This is a genomic window from Mesorhizobium sp. ISC15 (assembly GCF_037162615.1).
GTDB lineage: Bacteria > Pseudomonadota > Alphaproteobacteria > Rhizobiales > Rhizobiaceae > Mesorhizobium > Mesorhizobium mediterraneum.
The window spans coordinates 6,619,459-6,634,449 of record NZ_JAVSPX010000001.1 but is presented as its reverse complement, the minus strand read 5'-3'; the positions used below and the strand labels follow the sequence as shown (position 1 = coordinate 6,634,449).

The window sequence follows — 14,991 nt, the reverse complement described above, 5'->3', positions numbered from 1 at the left end:
AGGATGGCCTTATCAAAGGACCAGAAATGCAGGAAACGCAGTACTTCGTCGAAAAGTTCGGCGCGATCAGCTTATTCCGTTGTTTCGTGATATGGAGCCGTGCCTCATCGGCATGGATGCCTGCGCGACGGCGCACCATTGGGCGCGGGTGCTAAGCGGGAGCGCCGCAGGCTGTGCTGAATGGCGGTGTCCGAGTGGGGAGACGAAGACATTAGCCTACAAGCCTGTCGCCGACGAGGGTGCCGGGGCAGATGCCAGGCTGTGAACTCGGGTTAACGCGTTTTTGGGGTTGTTGCTGATCTGATTTCATGTGGCTTTCGATGATTCGGAGCCCCGCTATGACCATTACCGGACTCGAAGGTTTCGAGAAGCCGCGCCTGAAGGCGCTGCTGGAGCACTTTTTTGCGATCGAAGACCCGCGCGAGCCGTGGCGGGTCGCGCATCCGCTTGCGGAAGTTCTGCTTCTTGTTGTCTGCGGAACGATCTGCGACTGCGACGACTACGACGGGATTGCCGAATGGGGCGCTGCCCATCTCGGCTTCCTGCGCCGCTATCTGCCCTATCATCACGGCGTGCCGGGGGGCGCTGGTTGACGATGCTGATGAACCGCGTCGATCCAGCGCTGTTCTCGGATGCCTTCACCAAATGGGTGCGCCAAACCTGCCGGGCAAGCCGGACTTCGTCGCTATCGATGGGGAGCGCCGGCAAGGCCCCGCCGCATCTGGTCTCGGCCTTCGCCACCACCGCACGCCTCGTGCTCGGCTAGGAAGCGGTGGCCTACAAGAGTGGCGAGACGACTCAATTCCCGTGCTGCTGGAGTGCCTCGGCAAGCACGACGGCCTCAAGGGCGCGCCCGTCTCGATCGATGCCATCGCCACCAATGCCGTGATCGCCACGGCGATCCGCGAGGCTGGCGCCGACTATCTGCTCGCCGTCAAGGCCAACCAGCCCACCTTGCGCACCGAGATCGAGCGCCATTTCATGATGCTCCCGCCGCTTCACCGGCGAACTGCCGAGAGATTGAGTATGCGGCGTGTCCGCGTCGAGCTTCTGCACCGCACCGTGCGTTGGCCGGTAACTTCCCGTGTGCCACGTGGTTCGACAGCGGCAAAGAGGTAGACATTCCTCAATACCTACGTCGAGAGCTATAGTAGCGTAGCCTCCGCAGAGATGAACTGCCGACCGGGCCGAAGCTGCGTATCCTGGCGGCGTCAAGCCACCAGATTTGGCAGTTCCTGAAAAAACGTCAACACACTATCTTTCGAGTGCTGTTAGCGAATAACGGGCACAAAATGGCCGGCAACGCGGCGCTATGCGAAGATGGGATTTGCCGCGCGCGGCGGCCTGCTGATGCCTGACCGGTATCGACGCTAGAGCTAAACTCGCGCTGTGCCCAAGAATGTTTCGGGACGCGCAAACTCCAATGCCAATACGGCCAATAGATAGGAGCTGCCTATGACAACTCAGATGGGGTCGGGACCAGCGGCACTTGCGACAGTGCCTGCAATCAGCGAGGCAGATGCACAAATCGAGCGCCGACTCTGCGAGCTCGCAACTTGCGATTCGGCCTCAATCTGGGAGGCTCAAGACGAACTTTCCAGCGCGATTGCAGAGGCGGGCATGCACTTTGAGGGGCGGGCGTATCCCGTATGTCTCCGGCCCCTTGCGATAGACTGCGGGCTCGCAAATCACCTCAGCGGTACCGCTGAGGTGATGATCAAACTCCTTGATGTCGCCGCTGAGCTGTATTGCTGCAATGAAGACGTACAGGATTTATTTCCAACCTATAAACATTTACGGCATTGGATCACCTGTCTCCCACAACATCGGCCGATTGTAAGAATATGCCGACTGGATGGCCTTATCGGCGACGATGGCAATTATAAAATAATTGAAACGAACACCGGAGGGCCTGGCGGCGTTATTCAGAACGGTATCGCCGCGAAAGTCTGGAGCCGTATACCCAACCCATTGACACATGGCCTGTCACTCGACGTGGACAAGCAGCCTTTCGCGAAAGATCCGAACTGCTTTGTCGGGGAGCTGGTGTCTGCCTATCGGGCTGCGACTGCCAGAGAACTCAGAACCGCCGCCGTAGTCAACTTTCGCGGGCGTTATAAAAACGAAGTAGATTGGATTGTGAACGGTCTACGAGATGTAGGCGCTGCAGCAACGTTGCTAGACGTTAACGCAATGAAGCGAACGCCTCGTGGCCTAGTGGGGCCGGACGGAGAACTCATCGAACTTGTTTACAACAAACTTGATGTCAGAGACATGATTGACTCTATAGAATGTAGAGACTACTTAGACGCCTGCGCGGCTCAGGAAGTGGTATCGATAAACCCATGGATCGCCGAATGGGTACTATCTGACAAGGCGATTCTTGCTGTACTTAGCGATGATCGATTCAGCTCGAACTTCAACGCCGAGCAGATCGAGTTTATTGCACGCCATATACCATGGACCCGTCTTGTTAGAGCAGGAGTAACAACTGACCCAGAACGGCGTCGGATCGAGCTCATCGGATACATCCGGGAGAACAAGGCCAATCTTGTTCTGAAGCCTACGAACGCGACGCGTGGCGAGCATGTCCTGGTTGGGCCCGTCACATCCTCAACGCTGTGGGAGGAACACATCGACCGGGCCGCGCGCAACCCGTACGTCGTTCAAGAGTACGTCAGGCCCGGAGAGGTTACGGCTCTGCACCCGCCAAGCCGGTCTATCGAGAAAATGCTGTGTGGAATTGACTGTTATGTATTCGGCGGCCGCTTAGCAGGTTTTCAGTCGCGCGCAAGCTTCGATGCCGTGATGAACGTTGGGCGGAGCGGGATTCTATTACCGGTCGCTACCGACTGAATTTCCACCTGCGCTTGCCAAGATGTCACCCCCCGTGAAGAGCTCGGGCGTCGAGTCGAGAACTGTCCTAAGGAGTTGTCGCGAAACTTTGGGTGAGGCGCACCTACGCCGTTTTTATTTTTACCAGGAATTGAGCTAGATTAGTACAAAGCATCGGCCTGTTTCGATACTGCCGTCCTGGGTAGGCGCGCGGGCTGATGTTGCGAAGCGACCGCCCAATCGCCTAGGTGTTTAGGTGGGGTATTAGGCTCTGCCCCACGTCTTGAATGGGTTGAGGTGCTGCGCTTCGAGCTGAGGATGAAACGTGGTCTGTGTGGACAGCCATGCGTGTTCCGATGAAGCCGGCCATCGATTCCGATTTGAAGCCGGCCAGTCATTCCGATTTCATTCCGGCCGCCATTCCGATTTGAAGGCGGCCATTTTTCGGACTGATCCTGGGTCTGGTTGATGTTTGGGTTGGGTTTTGTTTCAGGTCAAGCTTCGGTGTTTTCGGGTGCGATCGGCGGGCGCTGTTTTCGCATGCTTTCACCGGTGAGATCGATGCGATAGGCGTTGTGAACGAGGCGATCCAGGATAGCGTCGGCCAAAGTTGGGTTTGCAATAATCTCCCACCAGCGATCCACGGGTACCTGACTTGTGACGATGGTTGAGCGTCGTTCGTAGCGATCCTCAATGATCTCCAGGAGATCGCGGCGTTGGTCATCATTGAGTTTTTCCGGTCCCCAGTCATCGAGGATCAGCAGGTCGGTCCTGGCAAGAGATTTGAGGATCCTGCCGTATCGCCCGTCGCCTCTTGCAAGCGCGAGGGCGGCGAACAGCCTGGGAACCCGGTGGTAGGCGACTGAGAAGTCTTCGCGGCAGGCCTGGTGGCCAAGAGCGCAGGCAAGCCAGCTTTTGCCGACGCCGGCTGGTCCGGTGACAAGAAGACCGTGATGCTTTCTGATCCAGTCGCAGCCGACAAGCGCCATGAACATATTGCGGTCGAGGCCGCGTGCGGCGCGGAAGTCGGCATTCTCGATCTGCGCGTCATGGCGAAGCTTGGCAGCCCTGGCGCGAGCCTCGAAACGCTTCTGGCGGCGCATGGTCGCCTCGCGTTCGAGCAGCATGGCAAGCCATTCGCCGTGCTCGAGGCCGCGCACTTCGGACTGTGCGTCGAGTTCCTGGAAAGCGGTTGCCATGCCGTAAAGGCCGAGCTCTCGCAGCATGTCGATGGTGGGATTGATCAGCATGGGTGGATCTCCTCAATGAAAGTAATCAGGGCCACGCAGATTGGCGTGATCGACGATGGCGGTTGGTTCGGTGGAATGGCGTGCGGCTTTGTGGTTGGCGATGAGCGAAGCAATGCTCTTGCAGTTCAGGCCACCGATCTCGACAGCGCGGGCTGACACGGCTTCGGCCCGATTGCGATCGATGTCGCGAAACAGACGCAGGATGCCCAGACATGTTCGAAAGCCCTGCTCGGGATGCGGACGGCTGGCGAGAATTGCGATGACCAGACCTTCGGTCTGTGGCCCGATCGACGTGGCCCAACGCCGAAAGCGCTCCGGCGTCCATTCGGCATAGCGCCGGTGGGAACTGGGCATGTGATCCGGATCGGTTCCATGGCGAGGACCTCCATAGCGGCGCTGATGCACCGCGACGCGCTTGCCGCGGTGGAAGATCTCGATGGTGCGCGCCGTTGCTCTCAGATCGACCTGCTGACGAATGAGGCTGTGGGGCACGGAATAAAAGAAGGTCTTGAACTCGACATGATAATCCGTCGAGACGCGGGCCAAACGCCATTCGGCAAACTCGTAATCCTCCAGTGGAAGACTGGCCAAAGCCGGGCGCTCGACGGTCTCGAAGAGCTGCCGGCGACTGACGCCCAGCCGGCGCATGACGTGGTCGTTGATGCGATCGAGCGCCTGGGCAATGGCGGCATTGGCTTCAGCAAGCGAGAAGAAGGTCTGGTTGCGCAGGCGCCCTAGAATGCAGGACTGGGCGAAACGCACTCCATTCTCCACTTTCGATTTATCCCGAGGCTTTCTGGGCCGTGCCGGAAGAACGCCGACGCCATAGTGGGAAGCCATCATGCCGTAGCTGCGGTTGATCTCGGGATCGTAGAAACTGGCGCGGCTGACGCCAGACTTCAGATTGTCGGGAATGACGAGTCTGGGAACGCCGTGAAAAAAACGAAACATCCGGACATGCGAGCCAATCCAATCGGGGAGCGTTTGCGTCCAGGTGGCCTCGGCAAAGGTGTAGCTGGACGCACCCAGCACCGCCACGAAGATCTCCGCCTCGCGGATCTCACCGGTCTTGCGATCGACAATTGGGATCTTCTTGCCGGAATAATCGACGAAGACCTTGTCGCCGGCCGCATGCTCCTGGCGCATCGTCGGCGAAAGCCGCTGCTCGAAACTGCGAAAGAGTTCGCAGAAGCAGGTGATATGTTCGGCATAACACTTTAGCCGTTATGTTGCGGCCAAATTTATGTTGCGGAAGCCCTTTTCTTTCTCAGGCGTCTGGCCGTCGTTGGGTCCTTGACGCAACATAACTTAATGGCTGGCTAGCAAGCCTTTTCCAATGGAGGTTTGCTATGGATGAGACGACTTTTTCCGGCCACTCGTCGGGCCACCACAATGATGACGCGCCGTTTGCCGAAGAGCGGAATCGTTACCTTCGCCACTGCGCGGAACGCGGCGCCACTCCCTTTTCTCTCAGAACCAAGCGCAGCGAGCTGTTGTGGATTGCTACGCGTCTCGGCCCGGATGCCGCTTCGGAGGGCATCGACATCGAGGCCCTCCGACAGATCGCCATTGAGAGGCAACAAGCCCACGGAGCCGTCACCGCGGCGCGAAGACTGATCGATATCGGACGACCTTGGCTTCGATTTCTCGGTTGGTGGCGTGAACCGAGTGCCGGGTTCGAGTATCAGAGCCAACTCGATGAGTATGTGAGATGGATGCGCGATGAGCGCGGCTTCACACCATCGACGCTCGAGCAATGGACCCGTGTGATCGGTAGGTTCCTGCGCTGGTGCGACCAGACGAACCGGCAACTCGGGGATCTTCAGGCCGGGGACATCGACGCTTATTTCGTTACCCAGGCGACGGGACGATGGTCCCGGGTGTCGGTCGCCAACACCGCTTCGGCTCTGCGCGGATTTCTGCGCTACGCAGGAAAGCGGGGAATGTGCGCAGACAGCCTGGCCGGATCGATTTGCCGTCCCCGGCTCTACCGACAGGAGTCTCTGCCGTACGCCCCGGACTGGTCAGACGTGCAGCGCATGTTAGCCGATGCCGAGACCGACAAGCCGCGGGACATCCGCGATCGTGCAATCCTGCTGCTACTTGCGGTCTATGGAATGCGCAGCGGGGAAGTAGTGGCATTGCGCCTCGATCAGATCGACTGGGCCGGTCGGACGCTACGGCTTTTCCGTTTGAAGCGCCGCCAGCCGCAGATTTATCCGCTCGTCTCGTCTGTTGCTGAGGCGCTCGCCCACTACATCGACACGATACGGCCATCGTCGTCGTGCCCGGAAGTCTTCCTCTGCATGCAAGCGCCCCGTCGGCCGTTGAAGGCGGGGAGCATCTATGATGTCGCGAACCGCAGATTTGTCGCGCTTGGAATCGAAGCGGCCCATCGCGGCGGGCATGCGCTGCGCCATGCCTGCGCCTCCCGGCTTCTTGCCGAAGGTCTGTCGATAAAAGAGATCGGAGACCACCTGGGGCACCGTAGCGCGGCGACAACCAGTATCTACGCCAAGGTGAACTTGGCAGCTATTCGCGAGGTTGGTGCATTCGACCTGGGAGCGCTGCAATGATGCTGACCGATGTCGTCGACGTTTATCTGGCCAAGCAGCGGTCATTAGGCATGCGTTTCGAGTCCGCCGAGGTGCTGCTGCGCAGGTTCTGCCGTGTGTTGGGCAATCCCGAGATCAGCGAGATTACCCCAGAGACGGTAGCCGCGTTTCTCCAAGGCAGCGGCTCGCTCAGCGCCGCCTGGATGCTGCGCTACAAAGTCCTGAGCGGCTTTTACCGGTTCGCCGTCAGCCGCGGCCATGCGACGTTCTCGCCGCTGCCGACAACAATCCCGAAGCTGCCGCCGCAACAGACCCCGTACGTCTACTCGACCGAAGAGCTACGTCGACTGGTGGACGCGACCTCGATCCTGAAGGTTGGGCACAGTCCTCAGGTGCCGGCAATTTATCGTACCCTTCTCCTGCTGCTTTACGGTACCGGTATGCGCATCGGCGAGGCGCTTCGCTTGGTCCTGCACGACGTGGATCTGACCGAGCAGATCATCACTGTCCGCGACACGAAGTTCTTCAAAACGCGTCTTGTGCCGATCGGACCAAAGCTCAACTGCGAGCTGGCTGCGCATATCGAACGCCGGCGCCTTCTCCCTTTGTCGCGCGGGCAAGAATCACCGTTGTTAACCACGCGCGATGGCCGGCCGTGGCACTACGTGCGGGTCATTTCCTGGTTCCAGCATGTCCGCCATGCCGCCGGAATCAGTTGTCCTGTCGGCGAGCTTCGGCCGCCACGACTGCACGATATTCGTCACACGGCAGCCGTGCACCGGGTGATTGCCTGGTATCGCTCCGGCCAAGACGTGCAGCGATTGCTCCCGCAACTCGCAACCTACCTTGGTCACATCGATATCCGTTCAACACAGCGCTATCTGCACATGACGCCGGATCTCCTCGATGCAGCCAGCCAGCGCTTTGCGCAATACGCAATGGGGGCCAACCATGAAGGATGAGAGCCTCCTTGGTCCGTGGATCCGTCGTTTCCTGTTGGAGCACCTGGTTGCCGAACGCAATCTTTCCCGCAACACCCAAGCCAGCTACCGCGACACGCTTACACTGCTGCTGCCGTTTGCAAGCAAGCAGGGAGGTCGTGCTATCGATCGTATGACGGTGGAAGATCTGACGCCGGCAATCGTCCGCAAATTCCTGGACCATCTGCAACGTGATCGCCGATGCAGCGAAGCAACCCGTAACCAACGGCTTGCGACCATTCATTCACTGGCACGCTTCATCGGCATGCGTTCGCCCGTCAACCTGGCCTGGTGTTCCGAGATAAGGGCGATACCATTCAAGAAGACGGCAAAGGCCGCGATCGGCTATCTCGAAAAAGCTGAGATGGATGCGCTCCTCGGCCAACCCGACAGGCGTGTGAGTCTTGGAGTGCGCGACCATGCCCTGCTGCTATTCCTCTACAACACTGGTGCGCGCGCCGATGAGGCAGCAAAGTTGACGGTCGGCAATCTTCAGCTGTGCACGTCCCCGTCAGTGCGACTCCATGGCAAGGGAAACAAGGTCCGGATCTGCCCATTGTGGCCAACGACGGCGATATCGCTGGCTCGCCTCGTGACCGATCGGGATAGGAGCGATGCAGTCTTTCTGGGGCGGATGAAGGAACCTTTGACACGGTTCGGAATACACCGCGTCGTGACGCAATATGCCGCCATGGCGAGCAAAACCGTGCCGACCCTGGCGACGAAGCGCGTCAGCCCTCATACGATTCGGCACACGACAGCCGTCCACCTCCTGCGTGCCGGTGTCGATATCAACACCATCCGCGCTTGGCTCGGCCATGTGTCGTTGGACACCACGCACATCTACGCCGAGGTTGATCTGGAAATGAAGGCCAAGGCGTTGGCCAAGGTTGATATCAGCGGCTTGAAAGAGCCCCCACGGCAGCGATCTCTGCCGTCATTAATGGCATTCCTGAAAGCCCTGTAGCGAACTCCCTCGCCGTTCTTCTTATGTGGTGGCTTGGGCCAAGGAAATCACCGAGATCCTTGGCTCATCCCCCCGAGACGCAACATAAATTTGGCCGCAACATAACGACTATAGCCGTAACCGTCGGGATGCGACCCACGATACTCCTCCCACAGGATGAGCAAGGTGACGCCGGGCTTCTTGAGCTCGACCGCAAGATCGGCCCAGTTCGGTTCCGTGCGTCGCCGCGTGCCCTGTTTGACGCCGTTGCGACTGAAGAGCTTGTGCTCAAGCGCATCGTCGGTCAGCTCGCCCGGCAAGGGCCAGCTCAATCCAACCGCGGCTGCACGCTGCAAATTATCCTGCACCGTACTGCGCGCTATCCCCAATACGACCGCAATCTCGCGGGAGCTCGTCCCGCTTCCGGCAAGCCGCAGCATTTGTCTCAATTGTCTCATGGTCAGCCTTCTCTTTGCCGGCATCAAAATGTCCCCGTTCATCGCGAGGTGATTGATGCCAAAGTTGCTGACCCAGGAGGTAATGTTCAGTGCCGAAAACTGGCCGGCTTTTGATTGGAATGGTGGCCGGCTTCAAATCGGAACGGTGGCCGGTCTTTGATCGGAATGGCGGCCGGCTTCACGTCGGAATCCGCACAGCCACAAGCATCAGAAAGGGAAGCGCAGCATGAAACATTATGCCGGACTGGATGGTGCGCCGTGGCGGCGCGGGAGGTGAACATGGAATAGCCCCTCTCAAGCTGCTGATTTTCGACCGGGGCTGGCAATGCCGCCCCACGGCATGTCTCCTATGGGGTTACCCGGACGAAGTACGCATGGCGCCTTGGAGCATATCCGACGAGCTGCCTTGCCGCATAAACGCGACAAGGACACGCGGCGGAACTGGATGCCGTACGAGGCTGATCGGGCAATTCCTGAAAGCCGGTGTTCTGTCGGAGGCACAGTTCCTTCGCACAGAGGCCGGAACCGCTCAGGGCGGGATTATCTCACCACTGCTTGCCAACATCGCGCTCGCCGCGATCGAAGAACGGTACGCACGGTGGGCGTATCAGCGCACTAAGGCTCATGCCAACCGTCAATGTGACGGGAGGACCGCGGCAGGCAGAGCGCTACTGGGATCGCATGGCTGGTCGCTGTGTGTTCCTGCCCGTGCGCTACGCCGACGATTTTGTGGTGCTGGTGTCCGGTACGCAGGAGGATGCCCTCGCGGAGAAGACCGCGCTGGCGGACTACTTGCGCCGGACCAAAGGCCTTGAGTTGTCGCCGGAAAAGACGAAGGTCACGGTCATGACAAGCGGAGTTCCTCGGATTCCGCTTCATCATGCATTGGGACAAGCGCTACGCCTATGGCCCGCGCATTGAGATTCCCAAAGCAAATGCTGCCAACCTGCGCCGCCCACCCACGCAGGATGGGATTGAGCTCCTGAAGCTTGGAGGTCAAGTTGCACGGGGCAGAACTCGTTTCCGTACGCGCCTTCACCTTTCGAACTGATACCGCGCCGCTGCGCTTATGCTGGTCGGATGTTCACCAGTCTCGACTGGTACGTCGGCATGAGGATAGCGCGGTGGCTGCATAGGAGACGCCCCAAGGCGGGGTCGCGTGACATCTTGGCGTCATGCCAGCCCAGTAGTCGGCGGCCAACGAGACGGCTTTGGCGCAAAGATTGGTCGAGCAACATATGCTCGCCTGGACCCACCCCCGTCTGCAGATTCCGTCTCGCATGGATGGCGATGCCTGACTTTGCCATGTCTTCTGGAGAGCCGAGTGCGTAACGAAAGGCGCATGCTCGGTTCGGGAGAGGCGGGAAGAAACCGGCCGCTGAACGGCGGCGCGGCGCTTGCCGCCTACTCTACTCTTCCTAAAAGAGACTACCGTTTGCATCGTGGACAACGGGGACGAGAGACGAAGGTTGCAAGTCATCCGGACGATCTTGCTGAGGCATTGAAGAACCCCGCGTGGAACCTGACCCGGATCGGGCTTGAGGCCGGCCCCTTGTCACAATGGTTGTTCAGTGACCTAACGACGGCCGGATACTGCATCGAAACCCGTCACACAAAGACGTTTCTCAAGGCGCAGATCAACAAGACCGACCGCAACGATGCCCGCGGCATCGCCCAGATATGATGCGGGTTAATCTGTTCCGGCCGGTGCATGTCAAGACGCTGACGAGCCAGAAGAGCCGAGCGCTGCTGACGACCCGCAAGTTGCTTCAGGAAAAGGCCCTCGCCATCGAGAACGACATCCGTGGCTTGTTGCGCCCGCGGCATGCTCGCCGTCGTGATCTGGCATCTGCTGATGAAGGGGGAGAGCTACGCGTGGGCAAGGCCGTCCCTGCACGCCAAGAAGCTGCGCGACGTCGAGCTCAAGGCAGGTCATCGGCCGGCGCTCGGACAAAAAGGACCAGCGCATGCCTACAATATCAATAGCCACCGGGAAGAAGAGCGCCGCTGGGTGGAGCAGGCCGAAACCGCCTATGCCCGCTTTGTCGCCGGCTGGAGCCCACGAGGTCCGAAGAGGGGTGCGCACGGGCGCCGCAAATGAGGAGCGCCTGTAGAGGCTGCGGCAGGGCTCTCACCTCGAACCCTCAGCCCATCCCAGCTTCACCGAAAAACAGGGCCAGTACCTCGCCTTTATTTGGACCTCCGGCCTGCTCAACGGTAGCTCCCCGGCCGAACGCGACATGCAGCGCTTCTTCGGCGCGCGCTGGATTGATCCTCAGGCGACCGGCCTCGCGCGCAGCATCGAACTGCTCGTCGATATCCCGACAGCCTACCCAAGTTAAAACCCATCAAACCCGTCAAATCCCCTGCGCAGAGGCACTAGTCTCGATATGAGAAAGGAATATTTGGGAATCGCTGTTCGGCGTACCCTGATGTTCTCTACGACTGCCAAGGATCAGGAGCGATCAAAGACTGAAATCCATGGTGCCACGTTGAGGTTTATCGAACTGAAGCGGTCGCGACTAGACCGATTTATCCTTTGGAATGTCCTCGCCCCGCGATCCGAAGCTAGACGACGAATCCGTGACATCCCAGCCACGGCCCAAGATAGATAAAGCTACCCACTTTTCAGCTGCCGGTTTGACGGGGAGTGATCTCTAAACGCTTTGGCTTCCTCTAAAATCCAATTCTTTAGCAACTCAATCTCATAGCGACCAGGCTTAGGATCGGGCTCAATGAGATAGAAGGGTTGGGTATTAGGCAGCTTAAAGCCGCAGACATCAACCAAATCTCCGCACACAAGCTCACGCTCTACCAGAAAATCAGGAACCAAAGCGAAGCCAGCTCCAGTAACGCAGGCTTCGATCGCCAGATGCATCAAACTGAATGAGAGGGATTTGGAGGGCACGACATGGCCCAAACCGGCTGCAGCAAACCAGGACTCCCAGCCTTGGTCATGCCAACCTGGTTCGTTGAAACTCACTTCGATTAATGGGCCGCTCAACAGGTCGGCAGGTGTTACCATGGGCGGTAATTTCGAAACGAGTGGGGCGGCAGCGACTGCTACCAGGTGGCCGGAAAGCAATAAAGCCTCTCGATATCCGGGAACCGAGCCCCGGCTATTATAAATAGAAAGGTCAGGCACTTTCTCGGCGGCAGTCCAACGCTGGGGCCCAGCCTGCACAGTAACCGCAATATCGCTATTACTATCAAGGAAGCGTCCTATTCTAGGGGCAAGCCATTTAGCGGCGATCGAATGCTGACACCTAATATGAACACCGTTTTTACCCTCCGCCGAACGGGCGGCAGCGCCCGCAGAGATGATATGACCAAAAATGGCATTGACTCGATTGGAGAGTATTCGACCTGTTTCCGTAAGAACAACTCTATTGGCTTCTCGTTTGAACAGAGGGCCGCCCACCCACTCCTCCAGTTGTTTAATCTGGTGACTAATCGCGCCTGGAGTTACCCTCAATTCGCCTCCTGCTCTGGCGAAGCTGAGATGCCGCGCAGCCGCTTCGAAGGCCCGAAGTGCCGGTAATGGGGGAAGAATCCGGGACATTTTAGACTTAATCTGATTGATGCTGACCGGGAGGAATATTGGTTTGCGACCTAGCGTTCAAGTGCTTTATCCCTGAATAGCTATTTGGCGAACACCTACCCGAGGACGTATTTCGGCGTATTGCCGGGGGTAAGTAGAGGCTCCGAGAGGCGGTGTTTTCCAGACGGCCAGCGTATCCGCGACGTCAAATACCGGGTGGGTGTTTCGGCTTTGAGGAAAGCCATTTAAGGGAGGGATAGATTGAGCATGGCCCAACGGAACCCAATTTTCTCGCTCGCCGGCGAGGGCGCGGGTGAGGGAAACGCTGCTCAAGACCGGCGTAACGTTGGCCATGTTTGCTGTCGTGTCCGGATCTGTTTTCGCCGATAGCCAGACGATAGTCTTGCGCGGCGCACGCATCCTCACCATAGATGAGGCGGAGCCGGAGACCGAAACGATCGCACTAGTCGACGGGCGCATTGCGGCCGTGGGTACTGCCGAGGATGTCGCGCCTTTCCTGAAAGGCGCCAAACTCGTTCTGCCTGGATTCTATGATTCGCACACGCATTTGCTCTCTGACGGCGCGGCATCCGCCGCGGGCGACCTGAGAAAAGTTGTCGGTAAGGAAGCCAGCGCGCCGCTTGATTACCATCATCGTGGCTTTCGCCGTATCGGTGAGCGCGGCTGTCGGCACACCTGCGAGTCGCGCAGGCAGAGGAGCGCGAAGTAGTGCCGCAGGCCCGATACGAGGTTGATCTCGAGACGGACATCCGCATACCGATGCGAGACGGTATCGGTCTCTACGCCGACACGCCTTTGCTCGTTGCAAGATCGAACGCCCGGCGCTGCGGGAAGGTATGTACGTCCGGCATCGGCCGCTGCTTTCCGTCCGGGCCGCAGCTGCGGCAGCGGATGCACTGGCCGTTTGCACCCGTGCGACTGAGTGCGCGCCATCTGAATGACAAGTGGCACTCCCGCACAACAGTGGCATGCCACCAATACGCCCTCCATCCTTTGACTCTCATTTTCTTACAGGTACAGTATGTCCTCTAATTCGTTAAACGCTGTCTTCGAGCACATCGAGGCGAACCGCACCCCCTTCCTCGACCGTCTGATCGATTACCTTCGGCATCCAAGCATCAGCGCCGAGAATGTCGGCATCGCCGAAGTTGCCGCTCTCCTGGTGGAAGTGCTGACGGATATTGGTCTCGAGACTAGTCTGAGACCGACAGCGGGGCACCCGATGGTGGTCGCACGCTGGGAAAAGGCTCCGGGCAAGCCGACCGTGCTGCTTTACGGTCATTACGACGTGCAGCCGGCTGACCCGATCGACAAATGGCTTTCACCGCCCTTCGAGCCGACCATCCGTGACGGGCGCCTTTACGCCCGCGGTGTGGGCGACAATAAAGGCCAGCATTTTGCGCAGATCCTGGCAATTGAATCCCACCTCACGGTGCATGGCGCGTTGCCCTGCAACGTCATTCTGCTGCTCGAAGGCGAAGAGGAGATTGGCAGCCCGCACATTGCCGACTTCGTGCGGGCCAACAAAGACATGCTGAAAGCGGATCTCGCGGTTACCGCCGATGGCCCGCGCCATGCCAGCGGTGCGCCCTTGATCAAATTTGGTTCGCGAGGTGAGGTGTCCTTTGAACTGCGCTGCCGCCACGCTAACAGCGATCTGCATTCGGGCAACTACGGCGGCGTAGTGCCCAATCCAATCTGGACGCTAGTGCATCTGCTCGGCACCATGAAGAATGCTGACGGTGAAATCACCATTGACGGTTTCCACCACGACATCAAGCCGCCTTCCCAGGAAGATTTGATCGCGGTCGAGCGCCTACCGATCGATATCGAGGCGTTGAAGCGAAAGCTCGATATTTCCCGGCTGGACGCGCCGGAGGAAAGGCCTTTCTACGACCGTCTCTGCTTCCAGCCGACATTGACGATCAATGGCTTCCATGGGGGCTATGGCGGCCCCGGAGGCAAGACCGTTCTGCCCAGCGAAGCTGCTGTGAAGTGCGACATCCGACTCGTGGAAGAGCAGGATCCCAAGGACGTCTTTGCCAAGATTGCTGCCCATGTAGAAAAGTACGCGCCCGATGTGCAGCTTATACCATTAGGGGACATGTACCCTTCGAAAACATCCATTGCCTCGCCTTTTACCGCGCTGCTGCGTCGGGCATTTGTCGCTGCGCAGGGCGAAGAGCCTTTGCTTATTCCAGCCGGCTTCGGCAGCCTGCCGGGCTATGTTTTCACCAAAATTCTTGGAATTCCCGCCTTCGTTACGCCCTATGCAAACCACGACGAAGCAAACCACGCACCAAACGAAAATTTGGAGCTCAGCTGTTTCTATAGCGGAATTCGTACTGGTGCTGCATTGCTGCATGAGCTTGATTCGATGTGACTTTAGTGAGATCTGGATCAAT

At 58.6% G+C, this 14,991-nt stretch carries 12 protein-coding genes and 3 pseudogenes; 11 read left to right on the top strand and 4 right to left on the bottom strand.

The window, feature by feature from the left end; translation table 11 throughout:
* Window positions 1-31: 31 nt before the first annotated feature.
* From RPG13_RS31810 to RPG13_RS31800, 3 genes and pseudogenes are all read left to right on the top strand, one after another.
* Window positions 32-157 (top strand): annotated as a pseudogene (locus RPG13_RS31810) (IS110 family transposase); the annotation flags it as partial.
* A 181-nt stretch (window positions 158-338) separates the two neighbouring features.
* Window positions 339-1,092, top strand: a pseudogene (locus tag RPG13_RS31805) (ISAs1 family transposase); the annotation flags it as partial.
* Window positions 1,093-1,455: 363 nt separating this feature from the next.
* Window positions 1,456-2,856, top strand: a complete 1,401-nt coding sequence (locus RPG13_RS31800; RefSeq protein WP_337126862.1) for a hypothetical protein — start codon at window positions 1,456-1,458, stop codon at window positions 2,854-2,856.
* A 473-nt stretch (window positions 2,857-3,329) separates the two neighbouring features.
* On the opposite strand, the gene istB is transcribed toward RPG13_RS31800, so the two are convergent.
* On the bottom strand, window positions 3,330-4,085 hold the full coding sequence (gene istB, locus RPG13_RS31795) for an IS21-like element helper ATPase IstB (RefSeq protein ID WP_337126861.1): 756 nt from the start codon (window positions 4,083-4,085) through the stop codon (window positions 3,330-3,332).
* A 12-nt stretch (window positions 4,086-4,097) separates the two neighbouring features.
* Complete coding sequence (istA, locus tag RPG13_RS31790; RefSeq protein WP_337127091.1) at window positions 4,098-5,285, bottom strand: IS21 family transposase; 1,188 nt, start codon at window positions 5,283-5,285, stop codon at window positions 4,098-4,100.
* A gap of 149 nt (window positions 5,286-5,434) precedes the next feature.
* Between istA and RPG13_RS31785 the strand changes: the two genes are divergently transcribed.
* Genes RPG13_RS31785 through RPG13_RS31775 form a run of 3 tightly spaced genes read left to right on the top strand, consistent with a single transcriptional unit; the run spans window position 5,435 to window position 8,587 of the window.
* Complete coding sequence (locus RPG13_RS31785; protein WP_337126860.1) at window positions 5,435-6,661, top strand: tyrosine-type recombinase/integrase; 1,227 nt, start codon at window positions 5,435-5,437, stop codon at window positions 6,659-6,661.
* A complete protein-coding gene (locus tag RPG13_RS31780; RefSeq protein WP_287307412.1) occupies window positions 6,658-7,602 on the top strand; it encodes a tyrosine-type recombinase/integrase in 945 nt (314 codons plus the stop codon). The genes RPG13_RS31785 and RPG13_RS31780 overlap by 4 nt, the downstream gene beginning before the upstream one ends.
* Entirely contained in the window at window positions 7,592-8,587 is a 996-nt protein-coding gene (locus RPG13_RS31775) for a tyrosine-type recombinase/integrase (protein WP_287307411.1), read from the top strand. Before RPG13_RS31780 ends, RPG13_RS31775 begins: the two co-directional genes overlap by 11 nt.
* Before the next feature lie 47 nt (window positions 8,588-8,634).
* On the opposite strand, the gene RPG13_RS31770 is transcribed toward RPG13_RS31775, so the two are convergent.
* The gene (locus RPG13_RS31770) at window positions 8,635-9,048 is read right to left on the bottom strand and encodes a hypothetical protein (protein WP_337126859.1); all 414 of its coding nucleotides are present in this window, start codon (window positions 9,046-9,048) and stop codon (window positions 8,635-8,637) included.
* 600 nt (window positions 9,049-9,648) lie between these two features.
* Between RPG13_RS31770 and RPG13_RS31765 the strand changes: the two genes are divergently transcribed.
* The 3 genes and pseudogenes from RPG13_RS31765 (at window position 9,649) to RPG13_RS31755 (ending at window position 11,125) form a co-directional block, all read left to right on the top strand.
* Window positions 9,649-9,945: a hypothetical protein gene (locus RPG13_RS31765; RefSeq protein ID WP_337126858.1), complete on the top strand. Its 297-nt coding sequence runs from the start codon at window positions 9,649-9,651 to the stop codon at window positions 9,943-9,945.
* A 476-nt stretch (window positions 9,946-10,421) separates the two neighbouring features.
* Window positions 10,422-10,842: pseudogene (locus RPG13_RS31760) on the top strand (IS110 family transposase); the annotation flags it as partial.
* 7 nt (window positions 10,843-10,849) lie between these two features.
* Window positions 10,850-11,125, top strand: a complete 276-nt coding sequence (locus RPG13_RS31755; protein ID WP_442921403.1) for a hypothetical protein — start codon at window positions 10,850-10,852, stop codon at window positions 11,123-11,125.
* Window positions 11,126-11,641: 516 nt separating this feature from the next.
* Here RPG13_RS31755 and RPG13_RS31750 read toward each other — a convergent pair.
* Window positions 11,642-12,586, bottom strand: a complete 945-nt coding sequence (locus tag RPG13_RS31750; RefSeq protein ID WP_337126857.1) for a LysR family transcriptional regulator — start codon at window positions 12,584-12,586, stop codon at window positions 11,642-11,644.
* Window positions 12,587-12,878: 292 nt separating this feature from the next.
* Here RPG13_RS31750 and RPG13_RS31745 point away from each other — a divergent pair, with 292 nt between their 5' ends.
* A complete protein-coding gene (locus RPG13_RS31745; protein ID WP_337126856.1) occupies window positions 12,879-13,295 on the top strand; it encodes a hypothetical protein in 417 nt (138 codons plus the stop codon).
* Window positions 13,296-13,607: 312 nt separating this feature from the next.
* The gene (locus RPG13_RS31740) at window positions 13,608-14,969 is read left to right on the top strand and encodes a M20/M25/M40 family metallo-hydrolase (RefSeq protein WP_337126855.1); all 1,362 of its coding nucleotides are present in this window, start codon (window positions 13,608-13,610) and stop codon (window positions 14,967-14,969) included.
* Window positions 14,970-14,991 lie beyond the last annotated feature (22 nt).

Coding starts and splice junctions, on each gene's coding strand:
- RPG13_RS31770 (WP_337126859.1), bottom strand. CDS start 9,048: ATGCCGGCAAAGAGAAGGCTGACCATGAGACAATTGAGACAAATGCTG.
- RPG13_RS31785 (WP_337126860.1), top strand. CDS start 5,435: ATGGATGAGACGACTTTTTCCGGCCACTCGTCGGGCCACCACAATGAT.
- RPG13_RS31765 (WP_337126858.1), top strand. CDS start 9,649: ATGCCAACCGTCAATGTGACGGGAGGACCGCGGCAGGCAGAGCGCTAC.
- RPG13_RS31780 (WP_287307412.1), top strand. CDS start 6,658: ATGATGCTGACCGATGTCGTCGACGTTTATCTGGCCAAGCAGCGGTCA.
- istB (WP_337126861.1), bottom strand. CDS start 4,085: ATGCTGATCAATCCCACCATCGACATGCTGCGAGAGCTCGGCCTTTAC.
- RPG13_RS31755 (WP_442921403.1), top strand. CDS start 10,850: ATGCTCGCCGTCGTGATCTGGCATCTGCTGATGAAGGGGGAGAGCTAC.
- RPG13_RS31750 (WP_337126857.1), bottom strand. CDS start 12,586: ATGTCCCGGATTCTTCCCCCATTACCGGCACTTCGGGCCTTCGAAGCG.
- RPG13_RS31775 (WP_287307411.1), top strand. CDS start 7,592: ATGAAGGATGAGAGCCTCCTTGGTCCGTGGATCCGTCGTTTCCTGTTG.
- RPG13_RS31740 (WP_337126855.1), top strand. CDS start 13,608: ATGTCCTCTAATTCGTTAAACGCTGTCTTCGAGCACATCGAGGCGAAC.
- RPG13_RS31800 (WP_337126862.1), top strand. CDS start 1,456: ATGACAACTCAGATGGGGTCGGGACCAGCGGCACTTGCGACAGTGCCT.